We start from the raw sequence: 20,731 nt of genomic DNA, 5'->3' as shown, positions 1-20,731 counted from the left end.
CGCGCCCGCTCAGAGCACTTCGAACACGCCAGCGGCGCCCATGCCGCCGCCGATGCACATCGTCACGCACACGCGCTTGGCGCCGCGGCGCTTGCCTTCGATGAGTGCATGACCGGTGAGGCGCTGGCCCGACACGCCATACGGGTGGCCCACCGCGATGGCGCCGCCGTTGACGTTCAAACGATCGGCCGGAATGCCCAGCTTGTCGCGGCAATAGAGCACCTGCACCGCGAAGGCCTCGTTGAGTTCCCACAGGTCGATGTCGCTGACCTTCAGGCCCAGCTTCTTGAGCACCTTGGGCACGGCGTACACCGGGCCGATGCCCATCTCGTCGGGCTCGCAGCCCGCCACCGCGAAGCCCAGGAAGCGGCCGATGGGCTTGAGGTTGTTGGACGAGGCGAACTGCTCGCTCACCACCACGCAGGCGCCCGCGCCGTCGCTGAACTGGCTGGCGTTGCCGGCCGTGATGACGCCACCCGGCAGCGCGGGCTTGATGCCGCTGATGCCTTCCTTGGTGGTGCCTTCGCGCAGGCCTTCGTCGGCGCTCACGGTCACCTTCTTCGTGATCAGGCCCATCACCTTGTCGGCGACGCCAGCGGTGACGGTGATGGGCGCGATCTCGTCGTTGAACTTGCCGGCGGCCTGGGCCGCGCAGGCCTTCTGCTGGCTCGCTGCGCCGTACTCGTCCATCACATCGCGCGAGATGTTGTAGCGCTTGGCCACCTGCTCGGCGGTCTGCAGCATGCTCCAGTAGATCTCGGGCTTCTTCTTGTCCAGATCCAGGTCGCGCAGCATGTGCTGGTTCATCTCCTGCTGGACGCAGGAGATGCTCTCCACGCCACCGGCCACGTACACGTCGCCCTCGCCCGCGATCACGCGCTGGGCGGCCATGGCGATGGTCTGCAGGCCAGAGGAGCAGAAGCGGTTGACGGTCATGCCTGAGACGCTCACGGGCAGATCGGCCATCAGCGCGATCTGGCGCGCGATGTTGGCGCCCGTGGCGCCCTCGGGGTTGGCGCAGCCCATGATCACGTCTTCGACGGCGGCGCCCTCCACGCCCGCGCGCTCCAGCGCGGCGCGAACGGCGTGGCCACCCAGGGTGGCGCCATGGGTCATGTTGAAGGCGCCCTTCCAGCTCTTGGTGAGCGGCGTGCGGGCGGTGGAAACGATGACGGCGTTGCTCATGTGATTTCTCCTGATTCGGTGCGGGGCATCAGCCGTTGAAATTTTTTCCCTCGGCGACGAGCCTCTGGATCAAGGGAGCCGGTTCCCAGAACTTCGCATCGTCGAGCGGGTTCTTCTGGAAGCGCTTCATGGCCTGGGCCACGTTGAACAACCCCACCTCGTCCGCGTACTTCAGCGGGCCACCGCGGTGCACCGGGAAGCCGTAGCCGAAGATGTAGACCACGTCGATGTCGCTGGCCTTGTTGGCGATGCCCTCTTCCAGGATGTGCGCGGCCTCATTCACCAGAGAGAACACCAGGCGCTGCACGATCTCCTCGTCACTGATCTTGCGCGGCGTGATGCCCAGGGCCTTGCGGTGCTCCACGATCATCTGCTCCACCTCGGCGTTGGGAATGGCGTCGCGTTTGCCGGGCACATAGTCGTACCAGCCCTTGCCCACCTTCTGGCCGAAGCGGCCTTTCTCGCACAGCAGGTCGGCGGTCTTGCTGTACTTCATGTCGGGCTTCTCGGTGTAGCGGCGCTTGCGGATCGCCCAACCGATGTCGTTGCCGGCCAGGTCGCCCATGCGGAACGGGCCCATGGCGAAGCCGAACTTCTCGATCGCGCGGTCCACCTGCGCGGGCGTGCAGCCTTCGTCCAGCAGGAAGCCGCCCTGGCGGCCGTACTGCTCGATCATGCGGTTGCCGATGAAGCCGTCGCACACGCCGGACACCACCGCCGTCTTCTTGATCTTCTTGGCCACGGCCATCACGGTGGCCATCACGTCCTTGGCGGTCTTCTCGCCGCGCACCACCTCCAGCAGCTTCATCACGTTGGCCGGGCTGAAGAAGTGCAGGCCCACCACGTCCTGCGGGCGCTTGGTGAAGCTGGCGATCTTGTTGACGTCCAGCGTGGAGGTGTTGGACGCGAGGATCGCGCCGGGTTTCATCACCTCGTCGAGCTTCTTGAACACCGCCTCCTTGACACCGATCTCCTCGAACACGGCCTCGATCACGAGGTCGGCGTCCTTGATGTCCTCGTAGTTCACCGTGGTCTTGAGCAGGCCCATGCGCGCATCCAGCTTGTCCTGCTTGAGCTTGCCTTTCTTGACCTGCGCCTCGTAGTTGCCGCGCATCACGCCCACGCCACGGTCCAGCGCTTCCTGCTTCATCTCCAGGATGGTCACGGGGATGCCCGCGTTCAGGAAGTTCATGGAGATGCCGCCACCCATGGTGCCGGCGCCGATGACGGCCACTTTCTCGATCTTGCGCTGCGGCGTGTCTTCCGGCACGTCGGGGATCTTGCTGGCGGCGCGCTCGGCCATGAAGAGGTGGCGCAGCGCACGGCACTCGGGCGTCCACATCAGGTTGATGAACATCTCACGTTCGGTGAGCATGCCCTGGTCGAACTTCTGCTTGGTGGCGGCTTCCACCGCGTCCACGCACTTGGCGGGCGCCGGGAAGTTCTTCGCCATGCCCTTGACCATGTTGCGCGCGAACTGGAAGTAGGCGTCGCCGTCCTTGTGCTTGCAGGGCAGGTTGCGCACCAGCGGCAGGGGGCTGCCGTCGGCGTGTTTCGCGGCCACTTCCTTCGCGAAGGCGATGGCTTCCTCAGCCAGCTTCTCGGGGCTGCTGGCCATCTTGTCGAACAGCTTCTGGCCCGGCAGTTGGGCGAGCATTTCGCTCTTCACCGGCTCGCCGCTCACGATCATGTTGAGCGCGGCTTCGACACCCAACACGCGCGGCAGGCGCTGCGTGCCGCCAGCACCGGGAATCAGGCCCAGCTTCACCTCGGGCAGCGCGATGTTGGCGCCCGGCGCGGCGATGCGGTAGTGGCAACCGAGCGAGAGCTCGAGTCCGCCGCCCATGGCCACGCTGTGGATGGCGGCCACCACGGGCTTGCTGCAGTTCTCCACTGCGAGGATCACGCTGAGCAGGTTGGGCTCGGCCAGCGCCTTGGGCGTGCCGAACTCCTTGATGTCCGCGCCGCCCGAGAACGCCTTGCCCGCGCCCGTGAGCACGACGGCCTTGACGGCCGGGTCGGCCTGCGCCTGCTCCAGCCCGGCCGTGATGCCCTGGCGCGTGGCCAGGCCCAGGCCGTTGACCGGCGGGTTGTTCAGCGTGATCAGCGCGATGTCTCCATGGACCTTGTACTCAGCCGTCATGTGGGTTCCTTCGATGGCGGTTTAGGGAAAAGAACGGTCGTTCGATTTTGACATTCTAGAAAGGCGCTTCCAGAGCGCCAACCGCGTTTGTCGCGGTCGGGACAAAACGCCTGAGCACACGTAAGGGCTACGTGGGGCATGGGGCGGAACGAAAACGAATACGGCTGTGCTAATCGCCTCGATGCCCACCCCCAGTCGCTTCAAAAGCCGGAGCAGCTGAAGGGCCGCTGCACTGCGTCTGCCGCACGCGACACCAGGCTTTCACGACTCGTCCGTGAGACAAGCGCAATTGACAATGTCCAAGTGCCAACTTTGGCACACCTTGCTGCCACCGCTCATCGCTTTTCGTTTGGAGAACCCACATGGACCTGTTCAAGACCCTCGCCACCGTCGCCCCGCCCCCTACCGGCACCCACGCCACCGGACAGCCCATCGTCCCGTGGTCCGCGCCCGGTGTCACGCCCTGGCAGGCGCCCGACCCGCTGAGCGCCCTCGTGCTGCCCACGCGCGCCGACCGCATGCGCATCGCCCACCTGCGCGATCTGGCGGACTTCAAGTCGGAGTACCTGCTCGACCCCGGCCTGGCCGCCCTGGAGGACAACAAGGACGACGCGGGTGTGGTCATGGCGTTGATGCGCGGCGGTGAAGCCATCGCCACCATCCGCTTCATTCCCTCCGGCCATGGCCTGACGCTGACCGAGCGCTTCTGGGCCGACCTGGTCACCGATCCCGCCATCCTGGGCCGCAACAGCTGGGAAGTGGGCCGCCTGGTGATGGCCCCCGAACACCGCCGCGCCGACCTGCTCACGCCGCTGCTGCGCCTGTCGCTGATGGAATTGATGCGCCGCGAGCACGTGGAGCACATGCACGGCTCCTGCGTGATGCGCATGACCCGGCTGTACCGCCGTTTCGGCTTCCAGATCCACGCCCTGCGCAGTCAGGCGGGCCTGGACTGCGCGCTGGTGCACGCCTCGGTCGAGGCGTCCATGCGGGCCTTCCACATCGACGAACCCGTGACCGCGCCGGCCCCGCTGGAAACCCAGGGCGAAGCACTGCTGCTACAGTGACCCGCGCGCCGGGGAGCACCGCCGGTGTGTCCTGCTCCCGGGCCGGCAAGGGAGGTGACAACGCCAGGCGAGGAGACGCATGCGCAAACGCGGGGGGAGCCTTTTCGATCGCTACCGGGCCCACCACGAGCTGGACCGGCCGCTGCTGCAATGGATCGGCGTGGTGGGCGTCATTGCCTTTCCCGTGCTGTACGCGCTGCGCCGCGCCGCGGGAGACGGTGGTTACGACGACCTGTGGTGGCGCTTGCCCGCCGTTGTGCTCTGCCTGGGCCTGGCCCTGCGCCGCTGGTGGCCCGACCGCCTGAAGCCCTACTACATCGCGTACTCGTGGTGGGTGGTCTTCTACTCGCTGTCCTTCCTGATGTCGTACACCATGCTGCTCAACCGGGGCGGCACACCGTTCGTGGTGAACATGGTGATGTGCACGGTGCTCATCGTGTTGCTGGCCGACTGGCGCAACAGCGTCACCATCCTGCTGCTGGGCTATGCGCTGGCGCTGGGCCTGTACTTCCTCTTCGAGTCCAACCCCGTCGTGCCGCGCGACTTCGTCTTCGCCGCAGGCGGCTCGGCCTTGCTGGTGGCCGGCGGCGCCCTGTCGCATCAGGGTCAGAAGCGCGTCGAGCTCGAGCGCATGCGCCGCGTCTACATCGGCCTGGCAGGCTCTGTCGCGCACGAGATGCGCACGCCCCTGGCGCAGGTGCGCCACGCGCTCGACAACATCGCCAATGCGCTGGGCACCCGTGGCACGGGCCTGCCCGTGGCGCTCTCGTCGCCCAAGGTCCAGCAGTTGCTGGGCAGCGTGCAGCAGGGCAACGAAGCCATCGCGCGCGGCCTGCAGGCCATCGAGATCACCCTGAAGCAGTTGCAGCCCGACACCCCCGACCAGGCACGCCTGCACACGCTGTCGGCCGCCGAGGTGGCGCACCGCGCGGTGGATCACTTCGCCTACGACGCCGCCGAACACCGCGAGCGCGTGCAGGTGGTGGTGGAGCAGGATTTCCGCTTCCGCGCCGACCCCACGGCGGTGGAACTGGTCTTCTTCAACCTGCTGAAGAACGCGCTGTACTACGCGCCGCTGCACCCGGACATGACGGTGCGCCTCACCGTCACCACCCAGCCCGAGCCCAGCATCGTGGTACGCGACACGGGCCCGGGCATCACCCCCGAGTTCGTGCCCCACCTGTTCGAGGAATTCCAGACCACCGGCAAGGCCGAGGGCACGGGCTTGGGCCTGTCCTTCTGTCGCCGTGTCATGCGCGGCCTGGGCGGGGACATCGAGTGCCGCTCCGAATGGGGCCGCTTCACCGAGTTCACTCTGCGCTTTCCGCTGGCACCCGTGGGTGCCCCGGTCACCACGGTGGCGCCGGCCAGCGTCTCCCTGGCCGGGCGCAGCGTGCTCATCGTCGACGACCAGCCACTCAACCGCACCATCGCGCGCGCCCTGGTGGGCGAGCTGGGTCTGACCGTGCTGGAGGCCGAACACGGCCAGCAGGCGCTGGACATGCTGGAGGCCGGCCAGTTGCCTGACGCCATCCTCATGGACATCAACATGCCGGGGCTCGACGGCATCGCCGCCACGCAGCGCCTGCGCGCCCTGCCCGGCGACGCGGGCCGCGTGCCCGTGCTGGCCCTCACCGCCAACGATTCGGCCTCCGTACAGGCCCGCGCGCGCGCGGCCGGCATGCAGGGCGTTCTCGGCAAACCCATCGACCCCACGGCGCTGCAGCGCGCCTTGAGCGCCGCGCTGGAAGGCCGCAGCACCGCGCCGGTGTCTCCCACGCCGGCGCCCGCAGCCGACCTGCTGAACACCGCGCGCATCGAGAACTTCCGCCGCCTGGGCCTGCTGGACGACCTGCTGCCGCGCGCCCTGCTGGACCTGCGACGCCACGTGCAGTCGCTGGAGCAGGCGGCCGCCGCAGGCGACCGCGAGGCGGTGTCGGCGTCGCTGCACGCGCTGGTGGGCCTGGCGGGCGAGGTGGGCGCCCAGACCCTGCACGGCCGTGCGCGCGAGCGCTACGCCGCCTGGCTGGAGGGCCAACGGCCCGGCGGCACCGCTTGGGCAAAAGAGTTGCGCGAGCTGCTCGAGGCGACCGAGCGGGCGCTGTGGCAGTACTGCGGCGTGCGGGTCGCGCCAGGCACGGACACTCGCACCAGCGAGTCCTGAACCGCAGCACCACAGCGTTCGCGGTTTCGTGAGGAACGCGCGGAATCACTGCGGCAACTGAGTGCGCAGCGCGGGCGTCGCCCGCGCAACTCTTTTTGTTGCCCATTCCCGCATGTCCGTACTCGATGCCCTGCTGGGCCCGCCCGCCGGGCAACCCGCCAACGATCCTCACGCCGGCCGGTTGCGCAGCCTGCTCCTCGACGGTGACGTTCTGGTTCACCTGCGCGACCTGGACCGCACCGAGCGCGTGGTGCTCTACAGCGTGCCCGGCCGGCTGCCCGAAACGCACGACCTGGCCGGGCGCACGCAGGCCTGGTCCCATGCCGTGCCGCTGCCGGCCGACGAGCGCGCGCTGGCCGTCGTGCAGATCGAACCGGCGACCCGCCAACTGTTCCTGGCCGAGGTGTGGCCACGCGCCGCGCTCGATGCAACCACGCTCGGGCAGCGGCTGGACACGCATCTGGCGCAGCACCGCGAATGGCGCGAGGCCCTGGACCGGGTGACCTCCGAAGGAAGCCCGGCATGAACCGTCTGACGGGCAACAAGCGCAAGAACGCACCTGGTGTGAACGAACCTGGTGCGAACAACGGCGAAGCACCCCAGTCCCCCCCAACCTCGCACCAGACGCCACTCAAGACCACCAGCCGGCACTCGGTGCACGAGGTCTTCAGGGGCGGCCCGAACCGTGATGAGCCTCCGGAGTTCCCGGAGGAACCCCTCTTGCATCACCTGGGCGTACTGGCCTTGTTGCCGCCGTCGGTGCTCGACAACTTCCTGCGAGGCGTGCGCGAGCCCTTCATGTTCCCGCCGAAAGACATCGTCTCGGCGCCCCCCGAGAAGGCACGCCCTGCGACCGCCATCACCGAGTCGCAGGCCGAAGCCGAGTTCGCCGAGCAACTGGGCCGCCTGTGCGATTTGCAAACCAAAAGCACAGGCCGCCCGAGTGCCGCCGTGCGGCTTCTCAGACAGCCCAAACCCTTGAGCGAACTGATCACCGACCTGATCACCACCAACGAGCACGATCAGAAGATGGCACTGGGCCTGCTGACCCTCCTTCAATGGTGCGACCATGGCTCACAGGTGCACACGTTCATCATGAGCCTCTTCCTGGTCATGCGGCGCCAGCCCGACGAACCACACCGAGAGGGCTTCACGGAGGGGTTGCCATCGGCCCTGTCGCCGTTGCTGCGAGCCCATGAGCAGGACACCCAGGACTACTGGGTCGATAGCGCCACCAATCCACATCGAAAAAGGAGCACGCGGGCACTGGCTACCGAGGTCTGCGAGCACCTCGGCTGGTCACTCGATCCGCCGAACGACGTGTGAAGGAGGGCATGGCAGCGCCGCCTCACACCTCCAGCCACTCCTTGCGCACCGCCGGATCGGCCTTCAACTGCTCCGGCGTGCCGTCGAAGACGATGCTGCCGTGCCCCATCACCAACGCGCGATCGGAGATGCGCATGGCGATGGTAAGCTTCTGCTCGATCAGCAGCACCGAGATGCCACGCGCCTTGAGCGCCTGCAGGTACTCGGCCACCAGCTCCACGATCTTGGGTGCCAGGCCCTCGGTGGGCTCGTCGATGATGATGAGGTCCGGGTCGCCCATGAGCGTGCGGCACAGGGTCAGCATTTGCTGCTCGCCGCCCGATAGCACGCCGGCCTCGGTGTGCTGCCGTTCCTTCAGGCGCGGGAACATGGTGTACATGTCCTCGAAGCCCCAGCGCGATCCCTTGCCCGTGCCCTTCTGGCCGAGCATCAGGTTCTGGTGCACCGTGAGCGTGGGGAAGATGTCGCGGTTCTCGGGCACGTAGCCCAGGCCCAGGTGGGCCACCTCGTAGGCCTTGCGGCCCACGATCTCCTGGCCCTTCCACGACACACTGCCCTCGCAGTCCACCAGGCCCATCACGGCCTTGGCGGTGGTGGAACGGCCCGAGCCGTTGCGCCCGAGCAGCGCCACGATCTCGCCCGCCCGCACCTCGAAGTCCACGCCGTGCAGCACGTGGCTCTTGCCGTAGTAGGCGTGGAGGTTTTCAATCTTCAGCATCAGTGCCCCGCCCCTTGTTCTTCGGCCACGTGCGAGCCCAGGTACGCCTCCTGAACCCGCTCATTCGCCCGCACCGCATCGGGTGTGTCGAAGGCCAGCACCTCGCCATACACCACCACGGCGATGCGGTCGGCCAGGCCGAACACCACGCCCATGTCGTGCTCCACCGTCAGCAGGGTCTTGCCCTCGGTCACGTCCTTGATCAGGGCGATGAAGCGGCTGGTTTCGCTCTTGCTCATGCCGGCCGTGGGCTCGTCGAGCAGGATCACGTTGGCACCGCCGGCGATGGTGATGCCGATCTCCAGCGCGCGCTGCTCGGCGTAGGTGAGGTTCATCGCCAGCACGTCGCGCTTGCGGTCGAGCTGGATCATGTGCAGCAGTTGTTCCGCGCGCGCGTTGGCGTCGGTCAGGTCGGCCAGGAACTTCAGGAAGGTGTAGCGGTAGCCCAGGCTCCACAGCACCCCGCAGCGCAGGTTCTCGAACACGCTGAGCTTGGGGAAGATGTTGGTGATCTGGAAGCTGCGCGACAGGCCCGCGCGGTTGATCTCGAACGGCCGCTTGCCGTCGATGCGCTGACCGTTGAGCAGCACCTGGCCACTGGTGGGCGCGAAGCGCCCGCTGATGAGGTTGAACAGCGTGGACTTGCCCGCGCCGTTGGGGCCGATGATGCCCACGCGCTCGCCCGGCTGCACGGCCAGGTTCACGCCACGGATGATTTCGGTCTTGCCGAAGCTCTTGCGCAGGTCCCTCAGTTCCAACGCGGGGGTGGGTGCGATGCCGCTCACGCCGCCTCCTTCTGCTTGATCTGGTTCTCGATGTCTTCCTGGATCGCCCCCCAGCGGCGCGCGAAGCGCTTGCGCGTGAGCTCGAACAGGCCGAAGCCCACCGCCGCCACCAGCACGGCGCCGATCCAGCTCGCCCAGCCGCGCGCATGCAGCGTGAGGCCCAGGAAGTTCAGCTCGTCGCCCAGCGTGGTGCTGAGCTGCAGGTGGTAGACCATCTCGATGATGGCCGCCGCGCCCAGCAGCATCACCACAGTGGCCGCGAACAGCGCGAGGTAGCTGCCGGTGAGTTCGCGCAAGCGGCCATAAGCCGCCACGCGCACGTTCATCATGATCAGCGCCGCGATGCCGCCGGGCGCGTACATCACCATGAAGAGGAAGATGAGCCCCAGGTAGAGCAGCCAGGCCTTGGTGAGCTCGGACAGCAGGATCAGCGCCAGCACCATCAGCACGCCGCCGATGATGGGCCCGAAGAAGAAGGTGGCGCCGCCCAGGAAGGTGAACAGCAGGTAGGCGCCGGAGCGCGCCGCGCCCACCACCTCGGCCGTGACGATCTCGAAATTGAGCGCGGCCAGGCCACCCGAGATGCCGGCGAAGAAGCCCGCGATGATGAAGGCCAGGTAACGCACCTTCTGCGTGTCGTAGCCCACGAACTCCACGCGCTCGGGGTTGTCTCGCACGGCGTTGAGCATGCGGCCCAGCGGCGTGCGCGTGAAGGCGTACATGAGCGCCACGCAGACGAAGGTGTAGACCGCGATGAGGTAGTACACCTGCCGCTGCGGCCCGAAGGTGATGCCCATGAAGGGCTCGCCAGCCATGCGGTCGCCCGAGACGCCACCCTCCCCGCCGAAGAACTCGGGAATCATGAGCGACAGCGCGAACACCAGCTCGCCCAGGCCCAGGGTGATCATGGCGAAGGTGGTGCCCGACTTGCGCGTGGTGACGTAGCCGAACAGCACCGCGAAGCCCAGGCCCGCCAGGCCGCCCACGATGGGGATCAGCGACACGGGCATCTGCATCGCGCCTTCGGTGACGCGGTTGAGTGCGTGAATGGCCATGAAGGAACCCAGGCCCGTGTACACCGCGTGCCCGAAGCTGAGCATGCCGCCCTGCCCCAGCAGCATGTTGTAGGACAGGCAGGCAATGATGGCGATGCCCATCTGCGAGAGCACCGTCAGGCCCAGGCCGCTGCCCCAGATGTGGGGTGCCACGATCAGCAGCAGCGCGAAGCTGCCCCAGATGAGCCAGCGACCGGTGTTTAAGCGCCGCACGGGCGCAAGCGTGGATGTGGTCGTGTTCATGGCTCAGCCCTCCCGTTTGCCGAGAAGGCCACGCGGGCGGAAGATCAGGATCAGCACCAGGAACAGGTACGGCAGGATGGGGGCCACCTGCGACAGCGTGAGCCGGATGTAGGAGTTGTTGCGCAGGCTGTCGGACAGGGGCACGCCGATCTGCTCGAACAGCGTGAGCAGCGAGTACTCGAAGGCCACGGCGAAGGTCTGGATCACGCCGATGAGCAGCGAGGCCACGAAGGCGCCGGAGAGCGAGCCCATGCCGCCCACCACCACCACCACGAAGATGACCGAGCCCACTGTGGCCGCCATGGCCGGTTCGGTGAGGAACGTGCTGCCGCCGATGACGCCAGCCAGGCCCGCCAGCGCCGAGCCGGCGCCGAACACCAGCATGAACACGCGCGGCACGTTGTGGCCCAGCGACTCCACCGCCTGCGGGTGCGTGAGCGCGGCCTGGATCACCAGGCCGATGCGCGTGCGCGTGAGCAGCAGCCAGACCGACGCCAGCATCACCACCGCCACCAGCATCATGAAGCCGCGCGTGGCGGGGAACGGCGAGCACACCACGCGCACCGCCGCGTCGGCGGCGCTGCACAGCTCGGGCGCGGCCGTGCCCCAGATCAGGCGCAGGCCGTCGACGGAATGGTTGATGAGGGTGAACACCGGGCCCTGCAACTGCTCGGGCGGGCGGAATTCCACCGCGATGCGGCCCCAGATGAGCTGCACCAGCTCGACGATGACGTAGGACAGGCCGAAGGTGACCAGCAGCTCGGGCACGTGGCCGTACTTGTGCACTTTGCGCAGGCACTGGCGTTCGAAGGCGGCGCCCAGCAGGCCGACCACGATGGGCGCGACGACCAGGGCCGGCCAGAAGCCCACGAACTGCGCCACGGTGTAACCCACGTAGGCGCCCAGCATGTAGAAGCTGGCGTGCGCGAAGTTGAGCACGCCCATCATGCTGAAGATCAGCGTGAGCCCCGAGCTGAGCATGAACAGCAGCAGCCCGTAGCTCAGCCCGTTCAGCATCGAGATGATGAAAAACTCCATTCCCTCAGACCTTCATCGTTGAAATTGAAAGAGCCCGAAACGGCACCCCGCCTCGGGCTCCTCAGGGGAGCAGCTTGCTCAGCCGGGGCGTTTCATCTGGCAACTCGTGGGGGTACTCGACACGTAGTTCGGGTACTCCGCCACCGGGGCCAGGGTCATGCCGGTCTTCTCGGGGCTGTAGGGGTACTTGGCGTCGGCCTTCTGCCAGACCGACATGTACAGCGGCTGCTGCAGCTGGTGGTCGGTCTTGCGCATCTGCACCTCACCGTTGAAGCTCTTGACGCTCAGGCCTTCCATGGCGGCGGCCACCTTCACCGGGTCGGTGGACTTGGCCTTGGCCATGGCCGCGCCCAGCATCTCGTAGATGCGGATGGTGGAGCCGGTGTAGAAGTCGTCGTTGTACTTCTGGTTGAACTCCTTCATCCACTTCTCCATCTGCCCGCCCATGTTGTAGTGGTTGTAGGCAATCTGGTAGACGCGGCCGGCGCCGTTGGTGCCCAGCGCGGTGGGCGTGCCGGTGACGCCGGCGTAGTACGTGAAGAACTTGCCGTTGTAGCCGTTCTCATTGGCGGCCTTGATGAGCAGCGACAGGTCGGAGCCCCAGTTGCCGGTGATCACCGTGTCGGCGCCCGCGGCCTTGATCTTGGCGATATAGGGCGCGAAGTCGCGCGTCTGGGCCAGGGGGTGCAGGTCTTCGCCCACGAACTGGATGTCGGGGCGCTTGCGGCCGATGGTTTCCTTGGCGTACTTCACGACCTGGTGGCCGTGCGAGTAGTTCTGGTTGAGCAGGTAGATCTTCTTGATGTCCGGCTGCGTGGCGATGAAGCTGGACATGGCTTCCATCTTCATCGACGTGTCGGCGTCGAAACGGAAGTGCCAGTAGCTGCACTTGCTGTTGGTGAGGTCCGGGTCCACCGCCGAGTCGTTGAGGTACAGGACCTCCTTGCCGGGGTTGCGCGCGTTGTGCTTTTCCACCGCGTCGGACAGCGCCAGCGCGACCGACGAGCCGTTGCCCTGGATGATGTAGCGCGCGCCCTGGTCGATGGCGGCCTTCAGCGCGTTGAGGCTTTCGGCCGGGCTGAGCTTGTTGTCGATCGCGGTGATCTCGAACTTCACGCCGGCCGGGTTGCCCTTGCCGCTGAATTTCTCGGCGAAGAACTGGTAGCCCTTGAACTGGCTCACGCCAACGGGGCCCAGCAGGCCGGTCAGGGGGTCGATGCGAACCATCTTCACCGTCTCGCCCGCCTGGGCGAACGACGCGCCGGACGCCACCAGCAGGGCCGCGGCGGCCAGGGCCTTCATGCTCGATTTCATGCCTTTGTCTCCTTGATGAGTGTGTTGAGCCACAAACCTTCGCAGCGTAAGGCGTAGCGGCGTGTGGTCGCTTCAGGGATTGCCCGGGCTCCTATCCCCTGGGCGACACCCTGCACCGTCATGGCGCGGCCATGGGACTGTCACCAACCGTTTGTCACAGGCCCGGCAACGCGTAGTCCTTGAGCTGCTGGCGCAGCACCATCTTCTGCATCTTGCCCGTGGCGCCCAGTGGAATCGCCTCGACGAAGACCACGTCGTCCGGGATCTGCCACTTGGCGGTCTTGCCTTCGTAGAACGTCAGCAGTTCCTCGCGCGTCACCTCCGCGCCGGGCTTCTTCACCACCACCACGATGGGCCGTTCGTCCCATTTGGGGTGCTTCATGCCGATGCAGGCGGCCATGGCCACGGCCGGGTGCGCCATGGCGATGTTCTCCACGTCGATGGAGCTGATCCACTCGCCGCCGGACTTGATCACGTCCTTGCTGCGGTCGGTGATCTGCATGAAGCCGTCGGCGTCGATGGTGGCGACGTCGCCAGTGGGGAACCAGCCGTGGCCCTGGTCGTCGTAGCGCAGCGGGTCGCCGCCCTCGCCCTTGAAGTAGCTGGCGATGATCCAGGGCCCGCGCACCAGCAGGTCGCCGTAAGCCTTGCCGTCCCAGGGCAGTTCTTCGCCGGCTTCGTTCACGATCTTCATGTCCACGCCGAAGATGGCGCGGCCCTGCTTGAGCCGCACCTTCAGTTGCTCGTCGGCCGGCAGTTCGAGCTGGGCGTTCTTGAGCGTGCACACCGTGCCCAGCGGCGACATCTCGGTCATGCCCCAGGCGTGCAGCACGTCCACGCCGTACTGGTCGTTGAAGGCATTGATCATGGCGGGCGGACAGGCCGAGCCGCCGATCACCGTGCGCTTGAGCGTGCTGAACTTCAGGCCGTTCTGCTGCAGGTGGCCCAGCAGCATCTGCCAGACGGTGGGCACGCCGGCGGCCATGGTCACGCGCTCGGCCTCGATGAGCTCGTAGACCGACTTGCCGTCCAGCGCCGGGCCGGGGAAGACCAACTTGCAGCCCACGGCCGCCGCGGAATACGGCAGGCCCCAGGCGTTGACGTGGAACATGGGCACCACCGGCAGGATGCTGTCGCGCGCCGAGCAGCTCATCGCGTCGGGCATGGCCGCACCATAAGCGTGCAGCGTGGTGGAGCGGTGCGAGTACAGCGCGGCCTTGGGGTTGCCGGTGGTGCCGCTCGTGTAGCACATGCTGGAGGCGCTGTTCTCGTCGAACTCGGGCCAGGCGTAGGTGTCCTTGTGGGCGCCGATCCAGGCCTCGTAGCTCTTGAGACCCGGGATGCCGCTGTCGGCCGGCAGCGCGGCCTCGTCGCACAGGGCAATCCAGTGCTTCACCGTGGGGCACTTGCTCCACACCGCCTTCACCAGCGGCAGGAAGGTCATGTCGAAGCACAGGGCCTTGTCTTCGGCGTGGTTGACGATCCACACCAGTTGTTCGGGGTGCAGGCGCGGGTTGAGCGTGTGCAGCACGCGGCCGGTGCCGCTGACGCCGAAATACAGTTCCAGATGGCGATACCCGTTCCAGGCCAGGGTGGCCACGCGGTCACCAAAGGCCAGGCCCAGTCCGTCGAGTGCATTGGCCACCTGGCGCGAACGGCGAGACACCTCGGCCCAGGTCGTGCGGTGGATGTCGCCCTCGACGCGGCGCGACACGATCTCGGTGGCGCCGTGGTGCCGTTCGGCGTGCACGATGAGGTTGGAAATGAGCAGCGGTTGGCTCTGCATCTGGCCCAGCATGTGAATGTCTCCTGTCTACCGGCAAGGGAATGGGGCGTTCATCGTAGCGGGTGAAGCGCGGTGCAGAGCCGCCGTTCCCCGAGAGGAAACCCCGACATGTCCGATCCGGGACAGGCTCAAGGCACGGTACCGATCTGCGCGGCCGTGGGCGTGGCGTCGAAGCGCAGTTGCGTCGGCCAGGGTTGCCAGTTCACGCCCAGGCCGGCGTGGTTGGGATCGCCATGGTGCGCGAAGGCGCCGAGCGTGGCCATCATGTGCGCGGAGAGCGCCAGTCGGCCGCCGCGGTTGGCGCTGCCGCCGATGGTGTTGGCAAACAGCGAAGGGCCGAAGTTGCCGAACAGGAACGGCAGGTCGAAGGCGTGGGCGGCGCCGTAGACGGTGTTCCATGGCGCGGGCTGCTGCGCCCAGTCGAACTGGTAATACCAGACCTCGGCCTGTCGGGCCTTGAGCGTGTTCAACACGTTGTCGCGGCTGGGCGCCATGAAGGTGGCGGACAGTTGCGCGGCGCGCGCGCTCCAGCCGGTCACCGGCGTGTTCGAGGGCGTGTAGGCGGCGTCCAGGATGTCGCCCTCGGTGAGCGCCGTGGGCGCGTCGGGGTCGAAGGCTTCCATCATGTTGAAGCGCGTGGCGTCGTCGATGCGAAAGCCCGGCGGGCCGCCGAACAGCGTGAGGAAGGGCGCGAAGAGTTTGCCCTCCTCGCCCGTGTTGCCCGCGAGCACGGGCACCTTGTTGTAGTGGCCGGCCACCATGGCGGCGATCGGGTCGGTGGGCAGCACCGCGCCGTCGGGAATCGGCCCGGAGCCGGTGAGCCCGTTCGCCAGCAAGGTGCTCAGCAGGGCGGCGCCGCTCTTGCCGCGCAGGTAGTCGGCGATCTGCGTGGCCGACTGCGTGGCGATCCAGGCCTGCGCCCCGGGCAGGTCGGCGGCCAGGCCATCGGCCATCGCCAGGCGCGCGAGCAACCCATTGGCCTGCGCCAGGTAGGTCGAGGCGGGGTTGAGCGTGGGGATGGTGCCGGGCGGCAAGTTGCTCGCCAGCGAAATGCCGCCTGACAGTGGCACCGCCTGCTGGAACAGCCCGGTGCCCAGCGGCGAGGCCATCAGCGCCCAGACGTTGATGGCGCCAGCCGACTGCCCCATCAGCGTGACCTTGCCGGCGTTGCCGCCGAAAGCCGCGATGTTCTGCCGCACGAAGCGCAGGGCCTGCACGATGTCGAGCAACGCGAAGTTGCCCGAGTCCTCGTCGGGGTCGGTGCCGCCTTTGAGTTGTGGCAGGTTCATGAAGCCCAGCACGCCGAGCCGGTAGTTCAGCGTCACCACCACCGTGTTGGTGGCGCGCGCCAGGGCCGCGCCGTCGTACACCGGGTCGGCCGTGTAGCCCGAGATGTTGCTGCCACCGTGCACGAAGACGATCACTGGCAGACCGACGCCGCCGTTCGCCGGGCGCCACACATTGAGCGTCAGGCAGTCTTCGCTGCCCACGGGGGTGTTCAGCGTGGTGGCAATGGTGGCGTCGTGCCGGTTGTTGGCGCCAGGGCCGTAGATGCGGCCGTTCTGCAGGCAGGCGGCGCCGAAGCGGCTGGCGTCGCGCGTGCCGGTCCAGGCCAGGGGCGCAGCCGGCGCCTTCCAGCGCCGCGCGCCCACCGGCGGTTGTGCGTAGGGAATGCCCTTCCAGAAGTAGGTGCCGTTGGCGGTGGCCGCGTTGACGCCGCGCACGCTGCCCTGGACGAGCTGGCGGACTTCGGGGGCGGGTGGCGCGGGGGGAGCGGGCGTTGGCGGCTCGACGGTCGTGCCGCCGCCGCACGCGGCCAGCAACGCGAAGGCCGCGCCCACGCCCCATTTCACGCCCACCGGTGTGCGTTCGAACATGTCTTGTCTCCTCGTGTTTTGGGGGTAAACAACAGCTTGCGCCGTGCACTGAAATCCCGTTGAATCCGGCTCCGCCTGGCGGCACCGTCCTCGCAAAAAATTCTAGGAACGGGCGCACGCCGCGCCGCTATCGCAACGTGGCCAATCCAGTGACTTCACACCGCCAACCCCCAGCGAAACGGACAAGCTCGGTCACCTGGGTCCGGGGCATTGCCGACATGTTTGCCTCGCAGGGGCTGGACGTGCCCCGCCTCTTCGCGACGGCCGGCATCGACATGGCCCTGCTGCAACAGCCCGAGGCCCGTTTCGACGCCGAGGACATCAGCCGCCTGTGGCGCCTGGCCGTGGCGTGGTCGGGCCAGCCGGCGCTGGGCATGGACCGCGAGCTCGCCACCCGTCACGTCAACTACGACATGGTGGCCTACGTGATGCTGGCCAGCCCCACGCTGCGTTGTGGCCTGCAGAGCTTCGCGCGCTACCTGGCGGTGATCTCCGACGCCGCCACCTTCGAACTCGAGCCGCAAGGCACGGGGCAGTGCTGGCTGGTGCTGGGCCACATCGGCAATACGCAGCCGATCCCGCGGCAGCGCCAGGAGTACGGCTTGCTCGCGCTGGCCATGCTGTGCCGCTGGATCACGCGGCGCGAGGTACAGGCGCTGGCCGCCGAGTTCATCTTTCCCGAGCCGGTGAGCGCCGAGCCGTACCGACGCGCCTTCGGCTGCCCGGTGCGCTTCGATCGACCGGCCACACGCCTGCTGCTCGACAACGCGGACCTCGAGACCCGCCTGCCCTCCAGCGACCCGGTGCTCCTCGACATGCACCGGCGCGTCATCGAGGCGCGCCTGGTGCACCTGGGCAATGCCCGCGTCGGTCACCGCGCCAGCGAGGCCATCATCCGTTGCCTGCACCTGGGGGAGCCACGGCGAGAAGACATCGCCAACGGCCTGGCCATGGCCGACCGCACGCTGCAGCGCCGCCTGCACGAGGAAGGCACGAGCTTTCAGCAGTTGCTGGACAACGCGCGGCGCGACCTGGCGCGCAAGTACCTGGCCGAACCGCGCTACGCGCTCGCGCAGGTGGCCGACCTGCTCGGCTTTGCGGACCAGAGCAACTTCTTTCGCGCGAACAAGCGCTGGTTCGGCGTATCACCGGGTCAATACCGGGCCCGCTTGCTGGGCGCCGAGGCGGTGAGCGAGTCCGGCTGAGGCGGCCCGACCGCGCGGCTCAGGCCTCGCCCGCGGCCACCGGCTGTACGCCGCGTTCGAACAGCAGTTCCACCGTGGTGCCTTCTCCCTGGGTGGAATCGATGCGGATCTGCCCGCCCGCCGCCTGCATCACGCGCTGACAGAACATCAGGCCCATGCCGTTGCCCCCAGTGGCGGCGCGGGTGGTCACCGGCTCGCGCGTGAGCCGCGCCAGCACCTCGGGCGGAATGCCCGGGCCGTTGTCGATGAAGCGGATGAAGGCCCGCGGCCCGGCCGGGCCCGCCACGCAGTCGACCTCCACGCGCAGGCGCGGCTCGGTGGTGTCGCGCAGCGCCAGGATGGCGTTCTTGGTCAAGGTGCACAGCACGAGGTACAGCAGGTCGCGCCGGCCAGGCAGGCGAAAGTCGTGCCGCAGTTCGGCATCGACCCAGCGGCGCTCGCGGTCTTCGAAGGGGTACTCGTCCACCAGCACGGCCAGCAGGCTGGACGCGCTCACCGTCTGCGGCGCCGCGCCCGGGTAGGCGTCACGCGCCGACTGCACGAAGGTGGCCACCAGCGACTGGCAGTACTGTGCGCGCCGCTCCGCGCGCTGCAACGCGGCCAGCAACTCCTTCGGCCCCAGGCCCTCGAAGCGCACCGTGCCCGGGGGGTCGCCCGGCTCGGGCGGGCGGTGGCGCTCCAGCACCGCCGCCACGCTGCCGCGCACCGTGGCCAGCGGCGTGTTGAGCTCGTGCGCGAGGAAGCCCAGGGTTTCGCGCAGCGCGGCGGCCCGGCCTTCGTTGAGCGCGCGCTCCATCGCCTGGTGGCGGTAGAGCGACAGCGCCTCGCGAAGCGCTTCGCGGGTGGGCTCGTCTTCCAGGGGCTTTTCCAGGATGCGCAGCACCTGTCCCTGGTTGACCGCGGCGATGGCGACATCCTTCTCGGCATAGGCCGTCACCAGCAGGCGCACCAGGTGGCGGTGCTCGCGCCGCACGGCCTTGAGCAGCTTCATGCCGTCCTGCTCGGGCATGCGGTAGTCGGTGATGAGCGCCGCGAAGGACTCGCCGCGATCGGAGAGCATCGTCAGCGCGTCCTCGGCGCTGGCGGCGGTGGCGATCTCGAATTCGTCGCCGAAACAGCGCGAGAACCACTGCCGGGACACGGCCTCGTCGTCCACGAACAGGATGGCCTGGGCGTCAGTGCGCATTTTTCTTTCGCATGGTTGTCATTCCCCCTGGCACCGGCGTGTGGCCGGCGCATAACCGGCGCACATTATCTGGCCCGCCGCGGCGCTGGCAACCGGTCAAGGCCCTGAAAACAGGCCGGGATACCCCCCCAGGGGACAATCCCCCACATGAACGACACCGACACCGCCGCACCGGCGGCGCTGGACCTGGCCCTGCCCTGGCGCCACCGCTTCGCCGACCTGGGGCCGGCCTTCTTCACCGAACTGCCCCCCACCCCGCTGCCCGAGCCCCACCTGGTGAGCCTGAACGCGCCGCTGGCGCAAGCGCTGGGGCTGGACCCCGCGCGCCTGCGCCAGGACGACGCCGTGCGCGCGTTCAGCGGCTCGCTGCCGATCGAAGGGGCGCGCCCGCTGGCTACCGTGTACAGCGGGCACCAGTTCGGCGTGTGGGCCGGCCAGCTGGGCGACGGCCGCGCCCTGCTGCTGGGCGAGCTGGACACGCCCGCCGGGCCGATGGAAATCCAGTTCAAGGGCGCGGGCCGCACGCCCTACTCGCGCATGGGCGACGGCCGCGCCGTGCTGCGCAGTTCCATCCGCGAGTACCTGTGCAGCGAGGCCATGCACGGCCTGGGCATTCCCACCACACGCGCGCTCATCGTCACGGGCTCGCCGCAGCCGGTGATCCGCGAGACCGTGGAGAGCGCCTCCGTGGTCACGCGCGTGGCGCCCAGTTTCATCCGCTTCGGGCACTTCGAGCATTTCTCCGCCAACGGGCTCGCGGACGAACTGCGCCGACTGGCCGACTTCGTCATCGACGCGTTCTACCCGGGCTGCCGCGAGGCGGGCGGCAACCCCTACGCGCGCCTGCTCGAGGCCGTGAGCGCGCGCACCGCCGACCTGCTGGCGCAGTGGCAGGCCGTGGGCTTCTGCCACGGTGTGATGAACACCGACAACATGAGCGTGCTGGGCCTCACCATCGACTACGGCCCCTTCCAGTTTCTGGACGCCTTCAATCCGGCGCACATCTGCAACCACAGCGACCACGGCGGGCGCTACGCCTACCACCGCCAGCCCAACGTGGCCTACTGGAACCTGTTCTGCCTGGGCCAGGCCCTGCTGCCGCTGATGGACGACCAGCAGCAGGCACTGGACGCGCTGGAGCCCTACAAGACCCGGTTCCCCGCCGCGCTCACGCAACGCATGGGCGCCAAGCTGGGGCTGGCCGACACCCGCGAGGGCGATGCCGCGCTCATCGAGGAGCTGATGCAGCTCATGGCCAAGGACGCGGTGGACTTCACCATCCTGTTCCGTCGGCTGTGCGACGCGCTCGAGGGTGCGGCCGAGCCCGTGCGCGACCTGTTCCTGCAGCGCGAGTCCTTCGACGCCTGGGCCGCGCGTTGGCGCGAGCGCCTGCAGGCGCAGCCCGGCTTCGACGCCGCCGCCACGGCCGCCGCGATGCGCCGGGTCAACCCGCGCATCGTGCTGCGCAACCACCTGGCGCAGATCGCCATCCAGCGCGCCGAGCAAGGCGACTTCGGCGAAGTCGACCGCCTGCTGAAAGCTTTGTCGGCCCCCTACGACGAACGCAAAGGCGAAGACGACCTCGCCGCCTTCCCGCCCGACTGGGCGCAGCAGATCGAGATCTCCTGCTCCTCCTGAA

16 protein-coding genes are annotated in these 20,731 nt (G+C 67.9%); 6 read left to right on the top strand and 10 right to left on the bottom strand.

Going from position 1 to position 20,731, the window contains the following annotated elements; translation table 11 throughout:
• Positions 1–9: 9 nt before the first annotated feature.
• Together BN948_RS09245 and BN948_RS09240 are read right to left on the bottom strand one after the other, a co-directional pair.
• Positions 10–1,185, bottom strand: coding sequence for an acetyl-CoA C-acyltransferase (locus tag BN948_RS09245; RefSeq protein ID WP_009518633.1), 1,176 nt, complete (start codon positions 1,183–1,185; stop codon positions 10–12).
• A gap of 28 nt (positions 1,186–1,213) precedes the next feature.
• Positions 1,214–3,328 (bottom strand): 3-hydroxyacyl-CoA dehydrogenase NAD-binding domain-containing protein, encoded by a 2,115-nt coding sequence (locus tag BN948_RS09240; protein ID WP_009518634.1) that lies wholly within the window; start codon positions 3,326–3,328, stop codon positions 1,214–1,216.
• Positions 3,329–3,690: 362 nt separating this feature from the next.
• Between BN948_RS09240 and BN948_RS25605 the strand changes: the two genes are divergently transcribed.
• The 4 genes from BN948_RS25605 (at position 3,691) to BN948_RS09220 (ending at position 7,885) form a co-directional block, all read left to right on the top strand.
• Positions 3,691–4,395, top strand: a complete 705-nt coding sequence (locus BN948_RS25605) for an N-acyl amino acid synthase FeeM domain-containing protein (protein ID WP_009518635.1) — start codon at positions 3,691–3,693, stop codon at positions 4,393–4,395.
• Positions 4,396–4,474: 79 nt separating this feature from the next.
• Complete coding sequence (locus BN948_RS09230) at positions 4,475–6,559, top strand: ATP-binding response regulator (RefSeq protein WP_009518636.1); 2,085 nt, start codon at positions 4,475–4,477, stop codon at positions 6,557–6,559.
• Positions 6,560–6,671: 112 nt separating this feature from the next.
• Positions 6,672–7,085 carry a type III secretion system chaperone gene (locus BN948_RS09225; RefSeq protein WP_009518637.1) on the top strand — a complete coding sequence of 138 codons (414 nt, stop codon included), beginning with the start codon at positions 6,672–6,674 and terminating at the stop codon, positions 7,083–7,085.
• Positions 7,082–7,885 (top strand): hypothetical protein, encoded by an 804-nt coding sequence (locus tag BN948_RS09220; protein ID WP_009518638.1) that lies wholly within the window; start codon positions 7,082–7,084, stop codon positions 7,883–7,885. Before BN948_RS09225 ends, BN948_RS09220 begins: the two co-directional genes overlap by 4 nt.
• A 22-nt stretch (positions 7,886–7,907) precedes the next feature.
• Here the strand turns inward: BN948_RS09220 and BN948_RS09215 are convergent, their stop codons facing one another.
• From BN948_RS09215 to BN948_RS09185, 7 genes are all read right to left on the bottom strand, one after another.
• Entirely contained in the window at positions 7,908–8,603 is a 696-nt protein-coding gene (locus BN948_RS09215) for an ABC transporter ATP-binding protein (RefSeq protein WP_009518639.1), read from the bottom strand.
• A complete protein-coding gene (locus BN948_RS09210) occupies positions 8,603–9,388 on the bottom strand; it encodes an ABC transporter ATP-binding protein (RefSeq protein ID WP_009518640.1) in 786 nt (261 codons plus the stop codon). The genes BN948_RS09215 and BN948_RS09210 overlap by 1 nt, the downstream gene beginning before the upstream one ends.
• Entirely contained in the window at positions 9,385–10,686 is a 1,302-nt protein-coding gene (locus BN948_RS09205) for a branched-chain amino acid ABC transporter permease (protein WP_009518642.1), read from the bottom strand. Before BN948_RS09205 ends, BN948_RS09210 begins: the two co-directional genes overlap by 4 nt.
• Positions 10,687–10,689: 3 nt before the next feature.
• Positions 10,690–11,724 (bottom strand): branched-chain amino acid ABC transporter permease, encoded by a 1,035-nt coding sequence (locus tag BN948_RS09200; protein ID WP_009518643.1) that lies wholly within the window; start codon positions 11,722–11,724, stop codon positions 10,690–10,692.
• A gap of 78 nt (positions 11,725–11,802) precedes the next feature.
• Positions 11,803–13,038, bottom strand: a complete 1,236-nt coding sequence (locus BN948_RS09195; protein WP_009518644.1) for a branched-chain amino acid ABC transporter substrate-binding protein — start codon at positions 13,036–13,038, stop codon at positions 11,803–11,805.
• 154 nt (positions 13,039–13,192) lie between these two features.
• Positions 13,193–14,836 (bottom strand): 3-(methylthio)propionyl-CoA ligase, encoded by a 1,644-nt coding sequence (locus BN948_RS09190; RefSeq protein ID WP_009518645.1) that lies wholly within the window; start codon positions 14,834–14,836, stop codon positions 13,193–13,195.
• A 116-nt stretch (positions 14,837–14,952) separates the two neighbouring features.
• The gene (locus BN948_RS09185) at positions 14,953–16,701 is read right to left on the bottom strand and encodes a carboxylesterase/lipase family protein (RefSeq protein WP_009518646.1); all 1,749 of its coding nucleotides are present in this window, start codon (positions 16,699–16,701) and stop codon (positions 14,953–14,955) included.
• Between the two features lie 218 nt (positions 16,702–16,919).
• Between BN948_RS09185 and BN948_RS09180 the strand changes: the two genes are divergently transcribed.
• Entirely contained in the window at positions 16,920–17,906 is a 987-nt protein-coding gene (locus tag BN948_RS09180) for an AraC family transcriptional regulator (protein ID WP_009518648.1), read from the top strand.
• A 19-nt stretch (positions 17,907–17,925) separates the two neighbouring features.
• On the opposite strand, the gene BN948_RS09175 is transcribed toward BN948_RS09180, so the two are convergent.
• Positions 17,926–19,092: a hybrid sensor histidine kinase/response regulator gene (locus BN948_RS09175; RefSeq protein ID WP_009518649.1), complete on the bottom strand. Its 1,167-nt coding sequence runs from the start codon at positions 19,090–19,092 to the stop codon at positions 17,926–17,928.
• Between the two features lie 147 nt (positions 19,093–19,239).
• On the opposite strand from BN948_RS09175, the gene BN948_RS09170 reads away from it, so the two are divergent.
• Complete coding sequence (locus tag BN948_RS09170) at positions 19,240–20,730, top strand: protein adenylyltransferase SelO (protein WP_009518650.1); 1,491 nt, start codon at positions 19,240–19,242, stop codon at positions 20,728–20,730.
• Position 20,731: the final 1 nt, after the last annotated feature.

This window comes from Hydrogenophaga intermedia, from assembly GCF_000723405.1.
GTDB classification, from domain to species: Bacteria; Pseudomonadota; Gammaproteobacteria; order Burkholderiales; family Burkholderiaceae_C; genus Hydrogenophaga; species Hydrogenophaga intermedia.
The sequence above is the reverse complement of the archived record's forward strand: the minus strand, read 5'-3'. Positions and strand labels throughout refer to the sequence as shown.